This is a genomic window from Vogesella indigofera, assembly GCF_028548395.1.
Taxonomy (GTDB): domain Bacteria; phylum Pseudomonadota; class Gammaproteobacteria; order Burkholderiales; family Chromobacteriaceae; genus Vogesella; species Vogesella indigofera_A.
In genome coordinates this window covers 234,866-250,391 of the sequence record NZ_JAQQLA010000003.1, presented here as the reverse complement: position 1 = coordinate 250,391, position 15,526 = coordinate 234,866, and the positions used below count along the sequence as shown (strand labels likewise).

The following is a 15,526-nucleotide window of genomic DNA, read 5'->3' as shown; positions in this document are numbered from 1 at the left end:
CCTGCGTCAGCCGCCGCGGCCAACCCTAGCGCAGCAGCGGCATCAGGCTCGCCAGCTGCTGGCCGTGATCGTCCAGCAACAGCAAGTCGCCGCCCTGCCATTGCCAGCGCCGCGCCGACGACAGTGCCGCAAGGAACGCCGGCGCGATCTCGCGGTGCTGCTGGCAGGCCTGCCGCGTACTGCTCAGCTGGCGGAAGCGCAACTTGGCCGGCGACAGCCGGTAACTGCCGTCGAAGCGGTTGCAGCCGGCCACGCCGCTCACCCGCTGCGTGGCGGCATCCAGCTCGAAATACGGTCGCGCCACATTGGGGGCGAGCGGCTTGCCCGCCAGCGTGCGCAAGTGCCAGCGTTCCTGCTGCAGCCGTTGCATGGTGGTATCCGGCACGGCGGCGCCATCACAGCGCTGACGCTGGCTGATGCTGCCAAAGCGCTGCGGAATCACGCTCAGCCGGTAGCCAGCCTCGTCGTGGCGTGGCGCCAGTGTCGCCTCCATCCGCACCAGCAGGCGCTCGCCCGGCCGCTGCCGCGTGGCCAGATAGGCGCGCTCCAGCGCGGCGTTGTCGCCCTCCGCCACCACCGGCAGGCGCATGCCCAGCTCGCACAGCTCGATGGTGCCGGCATCGGCCATGTACTGGTACAGGCCGCTCAGCTGCAGCCGCGGTTCGATCGGCGCAAACTGGCGCTCACGGCGCAGCGAATAGTTGAAGCGCGACACGATCAGGCGGCCGTCGTTGTCGAGCTTGGTCAGCCGCTTGTTGCGCACCGCAAACAGCAGCGGCGCCTCGTTGGCGGCGCTGAGATGCAGCCGGCCGTCCTCCATGCGCCAGACGCCCATCTGGTCGTGCTGCAGCGGCTGCGGCTTGCCGCGATAAACCTGGCGCAGGGTGTAATAGCGCTCGTCCCACAGGTCCAGCTGCCAGCTGACGCCGGCGCAATCGCCACACGGCAGCTCGCCGCGATAGGTGGCCGGATAGTCGGGCAGCGACTGCGCCAGCGCCGGCTGTGGCGTGAACGGCAGCAACAGCAGCAGGCCGCGCAGGAGGGAGGATTTCAGCAACGCAGACTCCTTGTTCGGAATGAAAAGGGATGGCAGGAGACAGGCTAGGACCGGCCGTGCGGCGGAGCGTTCCGCAGCGCTCCGGCCACGCGCAAGCGTCCGGCAGACGCGAAAAGTACCGCCATTCGCCAGCGGCGCGGAACTTGGCCGCCAATATGCTTTCTAAAGCCGGTGAACAGCATCAGCTGGTCCATCACCCACCAGCCCCATCAAGGAGTACACCATGCAACAAACCCTGACCCGTTCGCTGATCCTGCTGGCCGCCATCGCGGCACTGACCGGCTGCGCCGGCATGACCCAGAACCAGAAAAATGCCGCCATCGGCGCTGCCATCGGCGGCGTAGCCGGCTCGGTTCTGACCGGCGGTGACACCCTCGGCACCATTGGCGGCGCGGCCGTCGGCGGCGTCATCGGCAACGGCGGCATCAAGTAAGCACCCGCGCCGTACAAGCGATCACCGGGCGCACGTTGTGTGCCTGGCCACAAAACCGCCGTCACGCTGCCGTGACGGCGGTTTTGTTTATGGCGGCCAACGTTGGCCGCAGACGGCGGCAACGCACGGCACAGCCGGCAAGCGACAAGCCGCCGCGCCGGAAAACCGTTACAGAACAGACCATTAAGCACGCCACCGGCACGCCAGGCCACCGCATCGGCACATGGTCAGCCGGCGATCAGCGGCTATACTGCGTTATGAGCCGCGACCTCCCGCCGCGACTTCGCCAAGGAGCAGCATCATGGGCAAAATCCGACACAGCACCAAGGAAGCGAAAAAGCAGGCACAGCACACGCCGAAGGAGAAACGCGCCGCCAAGCAGCTGAAGAAACACGCTGGCGACACCCCTCCTCTGCTACCCCCGCACTGAACCCCGCCCGCTTTTACCCCGTCCACCAGTAACGAGCCCCTACGCTGCCTGGTCACGACTCCCGCGCCAGGCAGCCGCAGGCGAGCCACCCGCACCCACCACGCCATGCAGATTACGCTGCCAGCCAACGGGCGCTGCGCGCCTGCGCAACCGGCAAGCACGAACACATCGTGCCAACCTCACACCCGAACTGACCCGACCCAAGCCGCCGGGCCACACGGCTGAGCGTGCGCGTCCGTCACCCACCACACCATGCAGATTACGCCGCCAGCCAACGGGCGCTGCGCGCCTGCGCAACCGACAAACACGAACGCATCGTGCAGACCGCACACCCGCTCCCCAACTGGCCCAGCCTCGGCCACAAGCCACGCGGCAGAGCGCGCGCGCCCGCGCATGGCGGCCGGCGCCATGGTCTAGACTGAAAGCAGCGCCCCCATGGCGCGGAGTCCTGCAATGAGCAAGCTGTGGCAGTTCATCGCCGTGATCTGGCTCGGCCTGCTGCCGGGCCTGACGGCGGCAGCCACGCCGGCCCCGGTCGTCGTCATCCCGCTCAGCGGTGCCATCGGCCCGGCCAGCGCCGACCATGTTGGCCGCAGCCTGGCGCGCGCGCACCGCGAGGGCGCGCAGCTCGCGGTGCTGCAGATGGACACCCCCGGCGGGCTGGACACCTCGATGCGGCAGATCATCAAGACCATCCTCGCCTCGCCGGTGCCGGTCGCCAGCTTCGTCGCTCCCAGCGGCGCCCGCGCCGCCAGCGCCGGCACCTATATCCTCTACGCCAGCCACATCGCCGCGATGGCCCCGGGCACCAACCTCGGCGCCGCCACCCCGGTGCAGATCGGCATGAGCGGCCCGCCGGACAAGGCCGGCAAACCCGACAGCAGCGCCCCGGCCAGCAGCAACCAGGATGCGCTGAGCCGCAAACAGGTGAACGACGCCGCCGCCTACATCCGCGGCCTGGCGCAACTGCGCGGCCGCAACGAGGCCTGGGCCGAGCGCGCGGTGCGCGAGGCCGTCAGCCTGTCGGCCGGCGATGCGCTGGCACAGCGGGTGGTGGACCTGACCGCGCGCGACATCCCCGACCTGCTGCAGCGGCTGGACGGCCGCAGCGTGCCGATGGCCAGCGGCGCACGGGTGCTGCACACCGCCGACGCCGCAGTCATCACCCTGTCACCGGACTGGCGCAGCCGCTTCCTCGGCGTGATCACCGACCCCAGCGTGGCGATGATCCTGATGCTGCTGGGCATCTACGGCCTGCTGTTTGAATTCTCCAACCCCGGCTTCGTGCTACCCGGCGTGGTCGGCGCCATCTGCCTGCTGCTGGGGCTGTACGCGCTGCAAATGCTGCCGGTCAACTACGCCGGGCTGGCGCTGCTGCTGCTGGGGGTGGGCTGCATGATCGCCGAGGCCTTCCTGCCCAGCTTCGGCACGCTGGGGCTGGGCGGCATCGTCGCCTTCGTCATCGGTGGGGTGATGCTGGTCGATACCGAACAACCCGGCCTCGGCGTGCCGCTGGGGCTGATCCTGGCGCTGGCCGCCACCTCCGGCCTGTTCGTGTTTCTGGTCAGCGGCATGGCGCTCAAGGCCCGGCGCCGGCCGCAGGTCGGCGGCGAGGTGGCGCTGATCGGCAGCCGCGGCGAAATGCTCGACGATCTGAACGGCGAAGGCTGGGCCAGCATCCGCGGTGAATGCTGGCGCGTGCACAGCGCGACGCCGCTGAAACGCGGCCAGCCGGTGCGGGTGACCGCACGGCAAGGGCTGCTGCTGGAAGTAAGCCCCAGCGACGATAACGACAAAGGAGCAGCATCATGACTTACGAAACGGGCAGTGGCTTGCTAATGCTGATACTGGTGCTGCTGGGGCTGCTGCTGATCGCGTCCTCGTTCCGCATCCTGCGTGAATACCAGCGCGGCGTGGTGTTCATGCTCGGCCGCTTCTGGCGGGTGAAAGGACCGGGGCTGATCCTGGTGATCCCCGGCGTGCAGCAGATGGTGCGCGTCGACCTGCGCACCGTGGTGATGGACGTGCCGACGCAGGACGTGATCTCGCACGACAACGTATCGGTGAAGGTCAACGCGGTGCTCTACTTCCGCGTGGTCGATCCGGAACGCGCCATCATCCAGGTCGCCAACTTTCTGGAGGCCACCAGCCAGCTGGCGCAGACCACGCTGCGTTCGGTGCTGGGCAAGCACGAGCTGGACGAGATGCTGGCCGAGCGCGAACGGCTGAATCTGGACATCCAGAAGGCACTCGACGTGCAGACCGACGGCTGGGGCATCAAGGTGTCCAATGTCGAGATCAAGCACGTTGACCTCAACGAGTCGATGATCCGCGCCATCGCCCGCCAGGCCGAGGCCGAACGCGAACGGCGCGCCAAGATCATCCACGCCGAAGGCGAACTGCAGGCCTCGGTAAAACTGCTGGAAGCAGCACAAATGCTGGCGCAGCAACCGGAAGCGATGCAGCTGCGCTACATGCAGACGCTGACGCAGATCGCCGGCGACAAGAGCTCCACCATCGTATTCCCGATGGACATCCTGCAGGCGCTGCGCGGCAGCAAAACCCCGCCGGAGTGAGGCGTGGTTCAGCGACGACAAGACACCAAGCCTACCGCCGCTAACCGGCGCAACGCCGGCGGGCAGACCACGATCACAACGCCAACACCGCGGCAGCAAAAAAAAGCTTGGCCGCAAGCAAACCAGCGCTTGCGGCCAACCTTGATGCCCAAACCTGATCAGTATGACATCGCAGCGCTTGGCAGCAGGCTGCCGCGCCGCGCCGTGTCGACTACCATCAAGAATAAGGAGGGCATCATCATGAAATGCTGGACCTACGACACCCGCTACGGCCCCTTCGAGATCGTGCCGCTCGATGGCAGCTACCACATCATGCACGAGGGCGAGGCACTCGCCGCCTACCCGACCCCGGAAGAAGCCGCCAAGGCGCTGGCCGAAGGACACAGCCCGTGGCCACCCTTCGGCAACCCACGCGACCTCGGCATCCCCGCCGATCTGAAGCAATGGCATTCCCGCCTGCTGGCCTGAGCATGGCGATGTGATCAATCGCAAAACAACGTTGGCCGCAAACCGGAAACGGTTTGCGGCCAACGTTTGAACATCAACGGTGCGTCGCCCGGCAAGCCAGGTGACGGCACCCTACAGACCTGAAACGGCACGCGGCAAACGGCAGTCAGAATCGAACCGTCGCACCCCTCCCGTTGGGGCAAGCCGTGCAAACTGCCGCCAGCCCGGAAACAAGCCGCCCTCTTTTGAGCGCAGCGTATGGGCGGCGCCGGGCTGGTGGCAGTTTGCACGGGAATTCTTGCCCCTTCGGGTCGCCTTTTCTTTGCTTACTTTCTTTTTGGCGAAGCAAAAGAAAGTAAGCCGCCGCCGCGCGGAAAGCGGCAGATAAAAAACATCCCCGCAGCGGATACCACATCTCCAAACAAGGTTAACTACAAATCCATAACGAATTACGACCAACCTTTAGAAGTCATTCACAGAAAAACGTACCCCATCTGAAAGTCATAAATCTACTTAAGAAGCAGTTCCATTTCATCTTTATAGGGCATTACCGAATGATAAAGCTGATGATATGCTCGACCAATTGCACCTTTAAACAATTCCAACTCAGGCCTAGCCGCACCACTCTCCAATATATTGGATGTTGCAATTCCCGGATACGGATCTACATAATAAATTTTTCTCACACCCATTTGATATGACTTCTTTGAGCACAACTCACAAGGACTTGCTGTCGTAAACAAATAACCACCAGATACAGCCCCACCTCTTTTAGCCAACTGAAGAAAAGCATTTTCTTCAGCATGCAATGCTCTAGTGTGGACTTGATTTTTTTGCTTAGTCAGATCGTTATAAACATCTTTAAAGCAATAAGAAAAAACACGCCCATTAGTTTTATTTGCGGAAACCACATCAACCTTTATCTTAACCGCCTCTCTGAATGCAACATTACGCAACTCATAGTCACTAAATGCCTCAGGATCATTTCCTCTAACATAGTACTGGGCATTTCTCAACAGACATGAAACCTGCCCTTTTGCCACATCATTCCACCCAATAGACAGAACAGCATAATCTTCATCAGTAACAACCGCCCCAACCTGTCTAGAAAGACAACCAGAATTTAGTTTCGCCGTAACTGCAATCTGCATAACCCTTTCGATAGCAGTTGGCGTAATAAGTCCAGGCCGCTGCATGAGTGAAACATAAGTAGCCAAACCCTTTGCCAACTCCGCTGGATTATCGTAATCAGGCGAAAATATGGGATCATCTGGATTTTCTAAATAAATATCACACTTCTCAAGACAGGCACTAATGTTTTGCAAACAGATTTTATTATCTCGATCATCCTTTACAAGATTACTTATTCTTAACTTCTCATCCTGAGAAATATCAATATCCTTTAATGACACCCCCTCCTTAACATCCATTACAGCAACATCAAAGTATTCCATACCTTTCTTAAAAAGTCGCGCCCTACGAACATCGTTATCAACAGTCACTCCAACAAGATAGAATGCGGAGAACCTATCCTTCAAATAAACCGCCTCAAATGGATTTCTAATAGCATCAATCACATAGTAATTTTTACCCGGCTTTAATTTTTTATGGCACTCAACAATTGATACAATTTTTCTTGGTATTATTTGAATAGGTACGCAATCACTCTTCTCAAAAGGCACAGCACCTGAACGAACCAAATTACCAACACACTGATAAAGCACAGTATAATCATCTAGCCCAATAGCACTCTGAATTTTGGCATTAACCCTAGCCGCCTCTTCATAAAAATCCAAAACATCCATTTCAGAATAGACAATAGCATCATGCTCATGGAAAAGTTCATTTAGATGCTGATAATTTTCAAAACCAAAACCATTCAAAAAATTCAATAAAACATCTCGCTCCATTTCCAGCATAATAACCGTCAAAATCGCACTGACTTTTATGCAAAAAAATGGCGTCCAGTTTTTACTAATGTAATTATGTACAATTAACGCTTTTCGTTTCTCGTTCCCATCAAGCAAATTAATATCAGGCATACGTATTTTTGGGAATTTCTCATTCCTCAATATATTAGCCGCTGTTGAACACCCACTACCCGTCCAACCAGTCAAGCCAATCAAAATAAAATCATCACGCTCTTGGTAAATACCAGATGAGTTAGATAGCATTTTTATTACACCCCAATAATGTTATTTGCATGATAATAATATCAAAAAAAGAGCATCCATTCGGATGCTCTTTTTTCTAAACAATTACTGCAGCTTCGCCAACTGCCCCTTCACCTTCTCCAGCTTGTCATTCAGCTCCGCCAGCTGCGCCTTGTCGCGCTCCACCAGATGCGCCGGCGCCTTGTCGACGTAGCCCGGTTTTTCCAGTTTCGCCGTCAGCTTCTCCAGCTCGGCGCTGACCTTGCCGATTTCCTTGGTCAGGCGCGCTGTTTCCGCCGCCTTGTCCACTTCCACCTTCAGCATCAGGCGAGCGTCGCCGCTGATGGCGACCGGGGAGTCGTCTTCCGGCAGCTTGGTGACGATGCTGCCTTCGGTCAGGCGAGCCAGCAGCTTCAGGTAGGGGATGAACTCGGCGATGGAGGCGTCGGCGGTTTCGATGAACAGCGGTGCCTTCACCGCAGGGCCGACGCCCATTTCACCGCGCAGGTTGCGCACCGCGTTGACCAGGTCCTTGAAGGCGTCCATACGCGCGTTGGCGGCGGCGTCGATCTTCTCCGGCACGGCCACCGGCCAGGCGGCAACCATGATGGAGTCGGTGTGCTTGGCGTTGGCCAGCGGGGCGACGGTCTGCCACAGCTCTTCGGTGATGAACGGCATCAGCGGATGGGTCAGGCGCAGCGCCACTTCCAGCACGCGCACGATGGTGCAGCGGGTGGCACGTTGCTGTGCCTCGTTGCCGGTCTGCAGCTGTACCTTGGCCAGCTCGACGTACCAGTCGCAGTACTCGTTCCAGATGAACTCGTACACGGTCTGCGCGGCGAGGTCGAAGCGGTAGGTTTCCAGCGCTTCGGTGACGTCCAGCTCGGCCTGTTGCAGGCGGCCGATGATCCACTTGTCGACGAAGCTGAACTCCAGCGGCAGGCTTTCGTCCTGGCCGCAGTCCTTGCCTTCCACGTTCATCATCACGAAGCGGGTGGCGTTCCACAGCTTGTTGCAGAAGTTGCGGTAGCCTTCGGCGCGCTTGAAGTCGAAGTTGACCGAGCGGCCCAGCGTCGCGTAGCTGGCCATGGTGAAGCGCAGCGCGTCGGTGCCGTAGGCTGGGATACCGTCCGGGAACAGTTTTTCGGTGGCCTTGGCGATCTGCGGTGCCTTTTCCGGGCGGCGCAGGCCGGTGGTGCGCTTGTCGACCAGCGGCGCCAGCGCGATGCCGTCGATCAGGTCGACCGGGTCGATGACGTTGCCTTCCGACTTCGACATCTTCTTGCCTTCGTGGTCGCGCACCATGCCATGGATGTACACGTCCTTGAACGGCACCTTGCCGGTGAAGTGGGTGGTCATCATGATCATGCGTGCCACCCAGAAGAAGATGATCTCGTAACCGGTGACCAGTACCTGCGACGGTACGAAGGCACGCAGTTCCGGGGTGTCTTCCGGCCAGCCCATGGTGGAGAACGGCACCAGCGCCGAGCTGAACCAGGTGTCAAGCACGTCCTGTTCGCGGCGCAGCGTCTTGCCCGGTGCCTTGGCCTGCGCCTCGGCTTCGTTGCGGCCAACATAGATGTTGCCGTCTTCGTCGTACCAGGCCGGGATCTGGTGGCCCCACCACAGCTGGCGGCTGATGCACCAGTCCTGGATGTTGTTCATCCACTGGTTGTAGGTGTTGACCCAGTTTTCCGGGATGAAGCGCACTTCGCCGGATTCGACGGCGTCGATGGCTTTCTGGGCGATGGATTTGCCGGTGGCGTCGTCGTCGCCGACCTTGCTCATCGCCACGAACCACTGGTCGGTCAACAGCGGCTCGATCACCGAACCGGTACGGTCGCCGCGCGGCACCATCAGCTTGTGCGGCTTGGCTTCCAGCAGCAGGCCCTGCGCGGTGAGGTCGGCCAGCATCGCCTTGCGCGCGTCGGCGGTGGACAGGCCGGCGTAGGCGGCCGGCAGGTCGATGGTGCCCTGAGCGGTGCCGTCGAAGCCGAACAGCTGCGCCTTGGCGAGGATGGTGGCCTGCAGCGACATCACGTTGATGAGCTGGGTGTTGTGGCGCTTGCCGACTTGGTAGTCGTTGAAATCGTGTGCCGGGGTGATCTTGACAAAGCCGGTGCCGAAGGCGGCATCGACGTAGTCGTCGGCGATCACCGGGATCTGGCGGCCGGTGAGCGGCAGCTCCAGCATCTTGCCCGGCAGGTGCTGGTAGCGCTCGTCGGTCGGGTTGATGGCCACGGCCACGTCGCCAAGCAGGGTCTCCGGACGGGTGGTGGCGACGGTCACGAATTCGTCGCTACCGACTACCGGGTACTTGATGTGCCACATGAAGCCGTCTTCTTCCTCGGAGACCACTTCGAGGTCGGAGATGGCGGTGCCCAGTTTCGGGTCCCAGTTGGACAGGCGCTTGCCGCGGTAGATCAGGCCCTGTTCGAACAGGCGCACGAATACTTCGGTGACGGTATCGGCACGCACGTCGTCCATGGTGAAGTATTCACGGTCCCAGTCCACCGAGCAGCCGACGCGGCGCATCTGGCTGGTGATGGTGCCACCGGACTGTTCCTTCCACTCCCACACCTTGCTGGTGAACGCGTCGCGGCCGAGGTCGTGGCGGTTGATGCCCTGCTCGGCCAGCTGGCGCTCGACCACGATCTGGGTGGCGATACCGGCGTGGTCGGTGCCCGGAATCCACACCGTGTTGTCGCCCTTCATGCGGTAGTAGCGCGTCAGGCCATCCATGATGGTCTGGTTGAAGGCGTGGCCCATGTGCAGGGTGCCGGTCACGTTCGGTGGCGGCAGCTGGATGCAGAAGGCGGGTTTGCTGGTGTCCATGTGCGGCTTGAAGTAGCCGGACTGTTCCCATTGATCGTACCAGCGACGTTCGATGTCGCCCGGCTCGTAGCTTTTGGCAAGTTCAGTGGTCATGGTGTGAATTCGGTCTTTATCGATGCAGAAAAATGTCGTCGATTATAAACCGAATCGGCTACAGCGTCGTCAGCATCCGTTGCACCAGTCGGGCGACAATCGGGTGGCAAGCGGCAGCCAACAACCAGTACCAGACGGCTACACAGCGCGCCGGCCAGCCGGATGCAACTAGGCACGGGTGACTGCTATCACCCACGCGACCATGAAAAATGCCCCGCCAAGGGCGGGGCATTCACGGTGCTCTGCGGCCAACGTTGGCCACAACGCGGACTTACAGCACTTCGATGATGCCGGCGGCACCCATGCCGGTACCGATGCACATCGTCACCATGCCGTAGCCCTGCATGCCGGCATTGCGCATGCCGTGCACCAGCGTGGCGGTACGGATGGCACCGGTAGCGCCCAGCGGGTGACCCAGCGCGATGGCACCGCCGTGCGGGTTGACCAGGCTCATGTCCAGTTCCAGATCACGCGCCACCGCCAGACCCTGCGCGGCGAAGGCTTCGTTCAGCTCGATCCACTTCAGCTGATCCTGGGTGATGCCGGCGTTGCGGCAGGCTTCCGGAATCGCTTCCTTCGGGCCGATACCCATGATTTCCGGCGGCACGCCCTTCACCGCGAAGGTCACGTAGCGCGCCAGCGGCGTCAGGTTGAACTGCTTCAGGATCTTCTCGGACACCAGGATCACGGCACCGGCGCCGTCGGACATCTGCGACGAGTTGCCGGCGGTGACGCTGCCCTTGGCATCGAACACCGTCTTCAGCTTGGCCAGGCCTTCCAGCGTGGTCTCGCGGCGCGGGCCTTCGTCGGTGTCCAGCACGCGGGTGGTGCTGATCACTTCGCCTGTTTCCAGGTTCGGCGTGCGGTAGGTCACTTCCAGCGGCGTGATCTCGCTCTTGAACTTGCCGCCGTCGATGGCCGCGATGGCGCGGCGGTGCGATTCGACCGCGAACGCATCCTGATCTTCACGCGACACGCCCCACTGCTGCGCCACTTTCTCGGCGGTCAGACCCATGCCGTAGGCGATGGCGTAGTTCTCGTCCTTGGCGAAGATCGCCGGGTTCAGCGACACCTTGTTGCCCATCATCGGCACCATGGACATCGATTCGGAACCGGCGGCGATCACCACGTCGGCCTCGCCCAGGCGAATGCGGTCGGCGGCCATCTGCACCGCGTTGATGCCGGAGGAGCAGTAGCGGTTGATGGTGATGCCGCTGACGGTGTTCGGCAGCCCGGCCAGCAACACGCCGATACGCGCCATGTTCAGGCCCTGTTCCGCTTCCGGGAAGGCGCAGCCGACCACGCAGTCGGAAATCAGTTTCGGGTCCAGCGTCGGCACCTGTGCCAGCGCGCCGCTGATCACGTGCGCCAGCATGTCGTCCGGACGCACGTTGCGCATCATGCCGCGCGGCGCCTTGCCCACCGGCGTGCGGGTCACGGCGACGATGTAAGCTTCCTGTACTTGTTTAACCATTTTTTGCAATCTCCTTCAGGCCGGAGCGGCAGCGCATACGCTGCCCTCCGGCCGCTGTTCGGCGGTATCAGTTACGCAGCGGCTTGCCGGTAGTGAGCATGTTGGCGATACGGTCCTGGGTCTTGCTGGACTTGAGCAGGGTCATGAACGCCTTGCGTTCCAGATCCAGAATCCACTGCTCGTTGACCAGCGTGCCCTGCTCCACGTCGCCACCGGTCATCACGTCGGCGATCAGCGCGGCGATGGTGAAGTCGTGCTGGCTGATGAAGTGACCTTCCAGCATATTGACCAGCTGGCCCTTGATCGAGGCAGCACCGGCGCGGCCGGCAACCGGGAAGCCGGCGACCTTGAGCGGCGGACGGTAGCCGGTCTCATACAGCGCCAGCGCTTGCTGCTTGGCGACGTACAGCAGCTCGTAGGCGTTGAACACCACGCTGTCGCTGTTGCGGAAGAAGCCGATTTCCTGCGCCTCGTGGCCGCTGGTGGCGACCTTGGCGGTGGCGATGGCCATGAAGTAGTCCTTCAGTGCCGCCAGCACGTCGCCCTGTGCGTTCTGCGCCGCACGCAGCGCAAACTCCTTGCAACCACCGCCGCCCGGTAGCAGGCCGACACCAACCTCCACCAGACCAACGTAGGATTCCAGCGCGGCAACGACCTTGTCGCAGTGCATCGCGAACTCGCAGCCACCGCCGAATACATAGCCCTGCGTCGCGGCGACGGTCGGGATGTGGCTGTAGCGCAGGCGCATCGACGTGGTCTGGAAGCGGCGCACCATGGTGTCGATCGCGTCCCAGTCGCCCATCATGAACGCCGGCAGCATCGACTGCAGGTCGGCGCCGACCGAGAACGGCTCTTCGGTCTGCCAGATCACCAGGCCCTTGAAGCGGGCTTCGGCGATGTCGATGGCGGTGTTGACGCCGTCGATCACGTCCGGGCCGATGGCGTGGGCCTTGGACTTGAACGACACCACCAGCACGTCGTCACCGGTAGTGAAGGCGCGCACGCCCTCGTTCTCGAACACGGTCTCGCCCAGCAGGCCGGCGGTTTCGCCCAGCACCTTGGCCGGGGCCAGCTGACGCTGGTACACGTCCAGCGTGGAGCGGCCGACCAGTTTGCCGGCGGTGGCATCGAAGGAGCCATCGGCAAAGTGCACGCCGGCACGGTCGGCTTCCAGCGCCCAGGCCGGCAGCGCCGCTGCGGCCAACGTTTTGCCGGCCTTGATGTCTTCATCGATCCAGCCGGCGACCTGCTGCCAGCCGGCAGCCTGCCAGGTCTCGAACGGGCCGACCGACCAGCCGAAGCCCCAGCGGATGGCGAAGTCGACATCGCGCGCGCAGTTGGCGATATCGCCGAGATGGTAGGAAATGTAGTGGAACACGTCACGGAAGCAGGCCCACAGGAACTGTGCCTGCGGATGGCTGCTGGTGCGCAGCTGCTTGAACTTCTCGGCCGGGTTCTCGATCTTGAGGATGGCCTTGACCGCCTCGTCGCCCTTCTCGCCGGCGCCCACGTACTCGCCCTTGGCGGCGTCGAAGACAAACATCTGCTTGCCTTCCTTCTTGTAGATGCCGCGCTTGGTCTTGGCGCCCAAGCTACCGTCGGCGATCAGCTGCTGTAGCCACTGCGGCGACTTGAAGTAGGCGTGCCACGGGTCGTTCGGCAGCGTGTCGTCCATGGTTTTCACCACGTGGGCGAAGGTGTCCAGCCCGACCACGTCGGCGGTGCGGAAGGTGGCAGACTTCGGACGACCGAGGCGCGGGCCGGTCAGGTCGTCGACCACGTCGAAGCGGATACCGAATTTGTCGGCGTTGGCGATGGTGGCCAGCATCGAGAACACGCCGATGCGGTTGGCGACGAAGTTCGGGGTGTCCTTGGCACGGATCACGCCCTTGCCCAGCGTGGTCACCAGGAAGCGTTCCAGGTTGTCCAGCATGCCGGCGTCGGAGCCCACGCACGGGATGATCTCAACTAGGTGCATGTAGCGCGGCGGGTTGAAGAAGTGCACGCCGCAGAAGCGTGGCGCCAGCTCGGCCGGTACGCCGGCGGCCAGCTGGTTGATCGACAGCCCGGAGGTGTTGGTCGCGAAGATGGTGTGCTCGCCCAGATGCGGCGCCACCTTGGCGTAGAGGTCGGTTTTCCAGTCCATGCGCTCGGCGATGGCCTCGATCACCAGATCGCACTCTTTCAGTAGGTGCAGGTGGTCTTCGTAGTTGGCCGGCTGGATGTAGTTGACCGCATCCTTGTTGGACAGTGGCGACGGCTTCAGCTTTTTCAGGCCGTCGATGGCTTTCAGTGCGATCCCGTTCTTGTTGCCGTCTTTTGCCGGCAGGTCGAACAGCACGGTCGGCACCTTGGCATTAACCAGATGAGCGGCGATCTGCGCCCCCATCACGCCGGCGCCGAGAACGGCGACCTTGCGTACGATAAACTTGGTCTGAGACATGGTTTCCTCGGTTGTCTTAACGAACAAACATGGTTGCGGCTTCACGGATTATAGATTCCGGGTAAGCCATCCAACGGGAAAGATCAGCTGAATCACAGTATCTGAATAATGGTTCAGCACTTCCCGAAAAAAACACGGCAACAGAGTCGCCGTGCCTGTTGCGGCCAACGTCAAACGTTGGCCGCAAAGCCTCGCGGCTTAGAAACGGTGGTTGTACTGCACCCCCAGAATCTGGGCGCTGGATTTGTAGTTGACGGTACCCTTGGTCTGGCTGGAGACGCAGACAGTTTGCCCCTGAGCCACGCAGGTGCCGTTCACATTGGCCTTGGCATCCTTGATCTTGATGTAGCTGTAAGCAAAATCGATCGAGGACTGCTTGTTCAGGTCGTACTTGCCACCGAAGGACAGCCAGATACGGTCGTTGTCCGGCAGGGTCGCCAGACGGCGATCATCGTTCGGCACCGGCGACTTGTCATAGGCGATACCGGCACGCAGCTGCAGCGGCTCGGTGTACTGATAGGAGCCACCCAGCGAGAGCTTGTAGGTGTCTTTCCAGGCCGGGGTCAGGTAAGTCGTGTTGCCCTGCCCGGTTTTTGCATTTTCATAAACCAGCAACGCTTTATCAAAGCGAGAGTGCTTGGTCCAGGTTACGTCCGCGAACAGATTGGTTTTGCTGTTCAGCTTGTGCATGCCGTGCAGGGACAGGGCTTCCGGAGTGGTGATGTCGACCTTGGCGCCTTCCGAATCTTTGAAACCAGCGGCATTCAAAGCGGCATAGCCAGCGGCAGGCTTGGTCCACTTGGCCGAGCCTTCCAGCGTGTGCTCGATTTCCGAACGATAGTTCACACCGACGCGGGTGTTGTCATTGATATCCCACATCCAGGCCAGGTTGTAACCAAAGCCCCAGTCATCGCCCTCGACGTCGGCATAGCCGTCGGCGGCCCCGTTACCGGCAACCGACCCCGGTAGCGCCAGGTTGCCACCGGCCAGCGCATAGCCGAAGTTGGCGTATTGGCGCAGGGTCGCTTCGGCGTGCTGGGCAATGACACCGACCGCGACCGAATGCTGGTCATTGAGCTTGAAGGCCACGGTTGGGTTGATATCAATGGTGGTCAGTTCGGTAGAGTTCAGGTTGTAACGCAACACCGAATCACGCTGATATTCGGTGGAAGAGGCAAATGGGACATAAATACCCAAGCCGACCGTCACCTGGTCGTTCAGTTGGTGCGTCATATACAGCTGAGGCACCACCACCAGATCTTCCGTGATCTTGCCGCTAGTCGAGCCTTTGACCGTCGAGTTGACCGGCGTTACCGCCTGCGTCGGATAGGTGGCGCTGGCTTCACTGTATCTGGCATTCGGTGCCACCAGGTTCAAGGCACCGGAAAAGTTGGTCCCCTCCAGCTTGGTCATGCCCGCCGCGTTATAGAAGATAGTGGATGCATTGGCCGCTTCGGCGGCACTGGCATTGGCGGTGGATTGGGCGCTGACCGACTGGGTACCGAAGTGGTAGCCGGAAGCCATTGCAACAGTGGTTGCACCCATCATCATGACGGACAAGCTGACGTGTTTCAGTTTCATGTGT

At 61.2% G+C, this 15,526-nt stretch carries 11 protein-coding genes; 5 read left to right on the top strand and 6 right to left on the bottom strand.

Going from position 1 to position 15,526, the window contains the following annotated elements:
- Nucleotides 1-25: 25 nt before the first annotated feature.
- Nucleotides 26-1,057 carry an META domain-containing protein gene (locus tag PQU89_RS03165; RefSeq protein ID WP_272764575.1) on the bottom strand — a complete coding sequence of 344 codons (1,032 nt, stop codon included), beginning with the start codon at nt 1,055-1,057 and terminating at the stop codon, nt 26-28.
- Between the two features lie 223 nt (nt 1,058-1,280).
- Here PQU89_RS03165 and PQU89_RS03160 point away from each other — a divergent pair, with 223 nt between their 5' ends.
- The 5 genes from PQU89_RS03160 (at nt 1,281) to PQU89_RS03140 (ending at nt 4,964) form a co-directional block, all read left to right on the top strand.
- A complete protein-coding gene (locus PQU89_RS03160; protein WP_272764574.1) occupies nt 1,281-1,490 on the top strand; it encodes a YMGG-like glycine zipper-containing protein in 210 nt (69 codons plus the stop codon).
- Between the two features lie 301 nt (nt 1,491-1,791).
- A complete protein-coding gene (locus PQU89_RS03155) occupies nt 1,792-1,920 on the top strand; it encodes a hypothetical protein (RefSeq protein ID WP_255348020.1) in 129 nt (42 codons plus the stop codon).
- 453 nt (nt 1,921-2,373) lie between these two features.
- Nucleotides 2,374-3,732 (top strand): NfeD family protein, encoded by a 1,359-nt coding sequence (locus tag PQU89_RS03150; protein ID WP_272764573.1) that lies wholly within the window; start codon nt 2,374-2,376, stop codon nt 3,730-3,732.
- Entirely contained in the window at nt 3,729-4,496 is a 768-nt protein-coding gene (locus PQU89_RS03145; RefSeq protein WP_272764572.1) for a slipin family protein, read from the top strand. The genes PQU89_RS03150 and PQU89_RS03145 overlap by 4 nt, the downstream gene beginning before the upstream one ends.
- Nucleotides 4,497-4,736: 240 nt before the next feature.
- Nucleotides 4,737-4,964 (top strand): hypothetical protein, encoded by a 228-nt coding sequence (locus PQU89_RS03140; protein WP_272764571.1) that lies wholly within the window; start codon nt 4,737-4,739, stop codon nt 4,962-4,964.
- A gap of 488 nt (nt 4,965-5,452) precedes the next feature.
- Here the strand turns inward: PQU89_RS03140 and PQU89_RS03135 are convergent, their stop codons facing one another.
- The 5 genes from PQU89_RS03135 to PQU89_RS03115 all read right to left on the bottom strand — a co-directional run bounded on the left by PQU89_RS03135 (nt 5,453) and on the right by PQU89_RS03115 (nt 15,522).
- Complete coding sequence (locus PQU89_RS03135; RefSeq protein WP_272764570.1) at nt 5,453-7,117, bottom strand: cytidine/deoxycytidylate deaminase family protein; 1,665 nt, start codon at nt 7,115-7,117, stop codon at nt 5,453-5,455.
- Nucleotides 7,118-7,201: 84 nt separating this feature from the next.
- Complete coding sequence (locus tag PQU89_RS03130; RefSeq protein ID WP_272764569.1) at nt 7,202-10,024, bottom strand: valine--tRNA ligase; 2,823 nt, start codon at nt 10,022-10,024, stop codon at nt 7,202-7,204.
- Between the two features lie 271 nt (nt 10,025-10,295).
- Nucleotides 10,296-11,498 carry an acetyl-CoA C-acyltransferase gene (locus PQU89_RS03125; protein ID WP_272764568.1) on the bottom strand — a complete coding sequence of 401 codons (1,203 nt, stop codon included), beginning with the start codon at nt 11,496-11,498 and terminating at the stop codon, nt 10,296-10,298.
- Between the two features lie 67 nt (nt 11,499-11,565).
- Nucleotides 11,566-13,941, bottom strand: a complete 2,376-nt coding sequence (locus PQU89_RS03120) for a 3-hydroxyacyl-CoA dehydrogenase/enoyl-CoA hydratase family protein (RefSeq protein ID WP_272764567.1) — start codon at nt 13,939-13,941, stop codon at nt 11,566-11,568.
- Between the two features lie 198 nt (nt 13,942-14,139).
- The gene (locus PQU89_RS03115) at nt 14,140-15,522 is read right to left on the bottom strand and encodes an OmpP1/FadL family transporter (RefSeq protein ID WP_272764566.1); all 1,383 of its coding nucleotides are present in this window, start codon (nt 15,520-15,522) and stop codon (nt 14,140-14,142) included.
- Nucleotides 15,523-15,526: the final 4 nt, after the last annotated feature.

Bases quoted from the DNA above. Each gene is read 5' to 3' on its own strand.
- PQU89_RS03160 (WP_272764574.1), top strand. From the start codon at position 1,281: ATGCAACAAACCCTGACCCGTTCGCTGATCCTGCTGGCCGCCATCGCG.
- PQU89_RS03155 (WP_255348020.1), top strand. From the start codon at position 1,792: ATGGGCAAAATCCGACACAGCACCAAGGAAGCGAAAAAGCAGGCACAG.
- PQU89_RS03150 (WP_272764573.1), top strand. From the start codon at position 2,374: ATGAGCAAGCTGTGGCAGTTCATCGCCGTGATCTGGCTCGGCCTGCTG.
- PQU89_RS03145 (WP_272764572.1), top strand. From the start codon at position 3,729: ATGACTTACGAAACGGGCAGTGGCTTGCTAATGCTGATACTGGTGCTG.
- PQU89_RS03140 (WP_272764571.1), top strand. From the start codon at position 4,737: ATGAAATGCTGGACCTACGACACCCGCTACGGCCCCTTCGAGATCGTG.
- PQU89_RS03135 (WP_272764570.1), bottom strand. From the start codon at position 7,117: ATGCTATCTAACTCATCTGGTATTTACCAAGAGCGTGATGATTTTATT.
- PQU89_RS03130 (WP_272764569.1), bottom strand. From the start codon at position 10,024: ATGACCACTGAACTTGCCAAAAGCTACGAGCCGGGCGACATCGAACGT.
- PQU89_RS03125 (WP_272764568.1), bottom strand. From the start codon at position 11,498: ATGGTTAAACAAGTACAGGAAGCTTACATCGTCGCCGTGACCCGCACG.
- PQU89_RS03120 (WP_272764567.1), bottom strand. From the start codon at position 13,941: ATGTCTCAGACCAAGTTTATCGTACGCAAGGTCGCCGTTCTCGGCGCC.
- PQU89_RS03115 (WP_272764566.1), bottom strand. From the start codon at position 15,522: ATGAAACTGAAACACGTCAGCTTGTCCGTCATGATGATGGGTGCAACC.